Here is a 4,628-nt window from a genome sequence, read left to right on the forward strand (position 1 = left end):
CTTCAGATAACACTGTGTATGTATACAGCCACATAAGGTATGTAGTTATCATGAGTCTAAAAAGCCCATTTCTGAAAGGTCTTCAGGAAGAAATGCGTATGCGTGGTTACAGCATTAGTACAGAAAAAACCTACCTATATTGGATTAAGGCATTCATTAACTTTCACCACAAGCGTCACCCTGAGACAATGGGAACGGAAGAGGTTACACAATTTTTAGTCTTCCTTGCCAACCAACGAAATGTGGCTATCAACACACAAAAAATTGCACTTAACGCGTTAGCCTATTTGAGAGGAAAATAAGGAGAAAATAAGTGACATATATGGACGTTCGCTCTGAATGGGAAAAACTAAACGCAAACAACTCAAAAGCATTAAAACATCTATATTTTTCAATACATTAGAAGACAGTTGTAAAAAGGCGATATCTGAAGGTTAGAAACTTTATATAAGTAAAAACACAGCAAACCAAGGTGCTCGCACAAGTGGTTTTGAGGCGTTGCGCTATGTTCAAATACAAAACACGACGCAACAATTATACAAATCTGTAGTTGGTTTTAAGATTTGCTCTCGCATTTTATCGTCTCTTCCCCAAGACGATAGGCATTATTTGCCAGCACATAAGTTCCCGAAATAATAGCAGTAGTAGGAACGAGTATCGGCGTTAATATAATTCCACTCACGGAATAATACGTATTGGTTTCATCTGCAACATCGACTATCTTTAGGGTTTTTCTATCCGATGAAATCTCGCACTTGTTGGTGTGAGCGGTATCTTGAACTGGCATCACTACACAAGCGCTGAGTGAGATTACCGGTAACATAATCAATAAATTTAATTTCATCACTTTTCCTTGAATTTGGGTTGCAATACTCTTGTGACGTAAGTCTTAAATATTACCTTCCTCTATAGATTCCCTGTACTTACGCTTAAAGTACTTCAAACTGGCATTGATCTCTTTAATTTCCATCCTTGATTCCACCGCTAAATCTCTCATTTCTTTGACTCGCTTTGAAATAAGGTAAATAAAGAGGGGAATTGGTATACATAAAAAAATAAAACCTATGTAAACAAGCGCACTTATGACGCTGATACTACTCCACATTACTTCCATCATATAATTCTCCTTGAAATTTCCTATGTATTATTTATGTAAAGCTGGCAAAAATACGTAAATAAAGTTACTCCTTTCAACGCCATAAAACTAGCTTTATATGACCTGCGTCTACAAATTTTGGAGAATTATGAAACGGAAGTATTAGGTAATGGCACTACTTGGGTCAAGGTGATGAAAAACATGCGACCTTCAAAATGGTATAAATAAGTCCGAGGTACCTCATTTAAAAAGAAGCACCCCATACCAATAAGTCGAACCGAAATTTTAAGATTTACCGAGGTTTTTTTCGTAGACTTTAAGTGCGTGTTCTAAATCTTCTATCAAGTCTTCTACGTCTTCAAGACCAATGTGAAGGCGGATCACGGGGCCCAATGCCCAACCTGTGGTTGATCGCAAATGCTCCATGGTTTTATTAGCTGTAACTAAACTTTCATAGCCGCCCCATGAGAAACCCATTTTAAAATGGGATAAGGCATCTAAGAAGCGGTTAATCGCTTTTTGGCTGCCTTCTTTCATTACGATCGAAAATAAACCATTACTACCATCAAAGTCGCGTTTGAAGAATTCATGGCCGGGACAAGTCTCAAAAGCGGGATGTCTAACGTGGTCCACAAGCGGATGCGCTTCGAGCCATTTCGCCACTGTCATTGCCGACTGCTCGTGCTGTTTTAACCTCGCAGGCATAGTACGTAACCCACGTAGTGCTAAATAAGCATCATCTGCAGAGGTACATTGACCAAGTAAATACGAGTGCTCTCTAAGCTCAGGCCAATAGCGCTCATTTGCAACGGCAACCCCCATCATGACATCCGAATGCCCAACAATATACTTGGTTGCGGCTTGAATGCTGATATCAACACCATGATCGAGCGGACGAAACTGCCAGCCATTACCCCACGTATTATCAAGCATAGTGATAACGCCACGGTGCTTTGCAACTTCAACCATCGCTGGCACATCTTGAACTTCCATGGTGATTGAACCTGGAGACTCTAAGAACAACACTTTGGTATTGTCTTGTATTAACGCGTCAATCCCAGCGCCAACCATAGGGTCATAATAAGTGGTTTCGATACCATAACCTTTTAACAACTTATCGCACAAATCTCTGGTTGGTTCATAGGCAGTATCCACCATCAGCAAGTGATCGCCTGCTTTTAAAAATGACAGTAGTGACTGTGCGATAGCAGCAGCACCAGACGGATATAAGGCGCAACCCGCACCACTTTCAAGCTCAGTAATGGCATCTTGCAAGGCGAAATGGGTATTGGTGCCACGGCGGCCGTAAAACAGGGTGCGATGTCCACGGCCTTTTATCGCTTCTTGCATTTCGGCAACACTCTCAAAAACTACGGTAGAGGCGCGCTGAACAACTGGGTTTACTACCCCTTTGGTATATTCTGCTTTTCTTCCAGCAGCAACGATTTTAGTATGCTTTTTCATAATTACTCTTCTGATTGTGCACGCCAGTATTCAACTAAATATCTGGAGATCGAGTCTTCTCTGGTGAGTTTATAGCCGGGCTTTGTATCACCCCACTCTGAAAATGTATTAAGCTCCGCCCGTGAAAACCATTTAGCTTGCTCAAGCTCATCTTGCTCGACAAAAATCTCTGTGGTTTTCGCCTTCGCGATAAACCCAAGCATAAGTGAAGACGGGAACGGCCAAGGCTGTGAGGCAATATAAGTGGCGTCGTATGCTTCAACACCCGCCTCTTCCATCACTTCCCTTATCACGGCTTGCTCTAACGTCTCGCCGGGGTCAACAAACCCAGCCAGCGTCGAAAATACACCTTCTGGCCAAACAGCCTGACGGCCCAACAAACAGCGTTCAACGCCATCAGGGAAAACATGAGTGACAAGCATGATAACGGCGGGATCTGTACGTGGAAACGTCATATGGCGGCATTCAGGGTTAACACAACGTCTTGCATGACCTGCTTCAACCATTTTATTGGGTTGCCCACAACGCCCGCAAAAACAATGGGTTTTATGCCAATAACATAAGCCTCGTGCAAGCACACCAATTGAGCCCTGTTGCTTTGGTAAGTTACGACCCACTTGGCGCATATCGATAAATTCTGATTCGGAGTCAATAAAAGAAAGCTTTTCTTGTTGTTTGGAGACATCAAGCGCAAAATAGCTGTGCGCTTCGTCACGACCTAAGAATATCGCGTCTTGAAGTGCTAAATCAGCGACTTCTGTGCGAGAAAGATAGTGTAATTCATTATCTCGGGCATGCACTAAATTAGCGTCGTCTTGAATTAATAACCAGCGACTGTTGTCACCCATTTGAGATAATAACCAGTTTTGATCTTTTCTTTCGTTAGATGCTCTGTCCAACGTCATTTGAGTGTAATACAGCAAGCCCCTATCCCTTCGTGTTTTGGAACAATTTATCCACCTCGGCGAGACCTTAAAGCTACCATAGCACAAAGGTACAGGCAAAAAAAAAGCCCATAAATGGGCTTTTGAAAACTACAGTGTGATTTCACACTACAGAGAGGCAAGATAGTCCAACAGCTTTTGATTTTCGTTTTCAATATGCTTATAGAATTCAATATCTTTTAGCTTAGATGCCGCGGCTTCATCGATGACGATTACAGCATCACGATGCATTTGTAGTGCCGAAGCCGGACACGCTGCCGTTAACGGGCCTTCCACCATAGCAACAACGGCATCAGCTTTATTTTCACCAGTCGCTAATAACACGACTTTTTTAGCATCTAAAATCGTGCCAATACCCATAGTGATTGACAAGTGAGGTTGGTACTCATCTGCTTTAAAAAAACGGGCGTTATCATCAATCGTCGCTTTCGTTAGGGTTTTAACCCGAGTGCGTGACGTTAAGCCTGAAGACGGCTCGTTAAAGCCAATATGGCCATTTCTGCCAATACCTAACAGTTGTACATCAATACCACCAGCCGATTTAATACGCGCTTCATATTCGCCGCACGCCGTAATTGGATTTTTTGCATCCCCCGGCGGTACGTGCGTGTTACTTTTATCAATGTTGATATGGTCAAACAGCTGCTGCTGCATAAAGTAACGATAACTTTGTGGGTGCGAGCCATCTAAGCCTAAATATTCATCTAGGTTAAAGCTGGTAACTTCAGCAAAACTGATTTCGTTCGCTTGGTTACGCTTAATTAATTCTTGATACAAAGCGACCGGTGTTGAACCCGTCGCTAATCCCAACACAGAGTTAGCTTTACGCTTTAATTGCGTTGTAAAAATGTCTGCACCATATGCTGCCACTTCGGCAGCGTCTTTTAAAATGACTACTTGCATACGATTAACCAAATGTTGAGATGATTAGAATAAAATGGGATCTGAGCCTTGCCTCGCGTGCAATCAAAGCAAGGTCAGATCGAACCTAATTGGGATACACAACATTAGGTTATTACCATTATGACAACGCTGTCATTATTATCAGAAATAATTCGCTTGTAAAGCAAAAGTGAAAAAAAATATGGATATTTTTTACTCTATGCAATCGAAAGATGTTAAAA

5 protein-coding genes and 1 pseudogene are annotated in these 4,628 nt (G+C 42.0%); 1 reads left to right on the forward strand and 5 read right to left on the reverse strand.

All coding sequences use genetic code 11. The annotated features are described in order from the left end of the window. Nucleotides 1–50: 50 nt before the first annotated feature. Nucleotides 51–290 (forward strand): annotated as a pseudogene (locus L1D50_RS21695) (site-specific integrase); the annotation flags it as partial. Nucleotides 291–556: 266 nt separating this feature from the next. On the opposite strand, the gene L1D50_RS21700 reads toward L1D50_RS21695, so the two are convergent. The 5 genes from L1D50_RS21700 to nagB form a co-directional block, all read right to left on the reverse strand. Then, the gene (locus L1D50_RS21700) at nt 557–844 is read right to left on the reverse strand and encodes a hypothetical protein (RefSeq protein ID WP_128726402.1); all 288 of its coding nucleotides are present in this window, start codon (nt 842–844) and stop codon (nt 557–559) included. A 45-nt stretch (nt 845–889) separates the two neighbouring features. Then, nucleotides 890–1,117 (reverse strand): hypothetical protein, encoded by a 228-nt coding sequence (locus L1D50_RS21705; protein ID WP_010378049.1) that lies wholly within the window; start codon nt 1,115–1,117, stop codon nt 890–892. A 264-nt stretch (nt 1,118–1,381) separates the two neighbouring features. After that, complete coding sequence (locus tag L1D50_RS21710) at nt 1,382–2,560, reverse strand: cystathionine beta-lyase (RefSeq protein ID WP_239966802.1); 1,179 nt, start codon at nt 2,558–2,560, stop codon at nt 1,382–1,384. Nucleotides 2,561–2,562: 2 nt separating this feature from the next. Beyond that, nucleotides 2,563–3,465 carry an NAD(+) diphosphatase gene (gene nudC / locus L1D50_RS21715; protein ID WP_128725380.1) on the reverse strand — a complete coding sequence of 301 codons (903 nt, stop codon included), beginning with the start codon at nt 3,463–3,465 and terminating at the stop codon, nt 2,563–2,565. A gap of 147 nt (nt 3,466–3,612) precedes the next feature. Beyond that, nucleotides 3,613–4,407 carry a glucosamine-6-phosphate deaminase gene (gene nagB / locus L1D50_RS21720; protein ID WP_045988699.1) on the reverse strand — a complete coding sequence of 265 codons (795 nt, stop codon included), beginning with the start codon at nt 4,405–4,407 and terminating at the stop codon, nt 3,613–3,615. Nucleotides 4,408–4,628: the final 221 nt, after the last annotated feature.

The sequence above is a fragment of the Pseudoalteromonas sp. Isolate6 genome (assembly GCF_022398435.1).
Taxonomy (GTDB): domain Bacteria; phylum Pseudomonadota; class Gammaproteobacteria; order Enterobacterales; family Alteromonadaceae; genus Pseudoalteromonas; species Pseudoalteromonas galatheae.

Coding starts and splice junctions, on each gene's coding strand:
- L1D50_RS21700 (WP_128726402.1), bottom strand. CDS start 844: ATGAAATTAAATTTATTGATTATGTTACCGGTAATCTCACTCAGCGCT.
- L1D50_RS21705 (WP_010378049.1), bottom strand. CDS start 1,117: ATGATGGAAGTAATGTGGAGTAGTATCAGCGTCATAAGTGCGCTTGTT.
- L1D50_RS21710 (WP_239966802.1), bottom strand. CDS start 2,560: ATGAAAAAGCATACTAAAATCGTTGCTGCTGGAAGAAAAGCAGAATAT.
- nudC (WP_128725380.1), bottom strand. CDS start 3,465: ATGACGTTGGACAGAGCATCTAACGAAAGAAAAGATCAAAACTGGTTA.
- nagB (WP_045988699.1), bottom strand. CDS start 4,407: ATGCAAGTAGTCATTTTAAAAGACGCTGCCGAAGTGGCAGCATATGGT.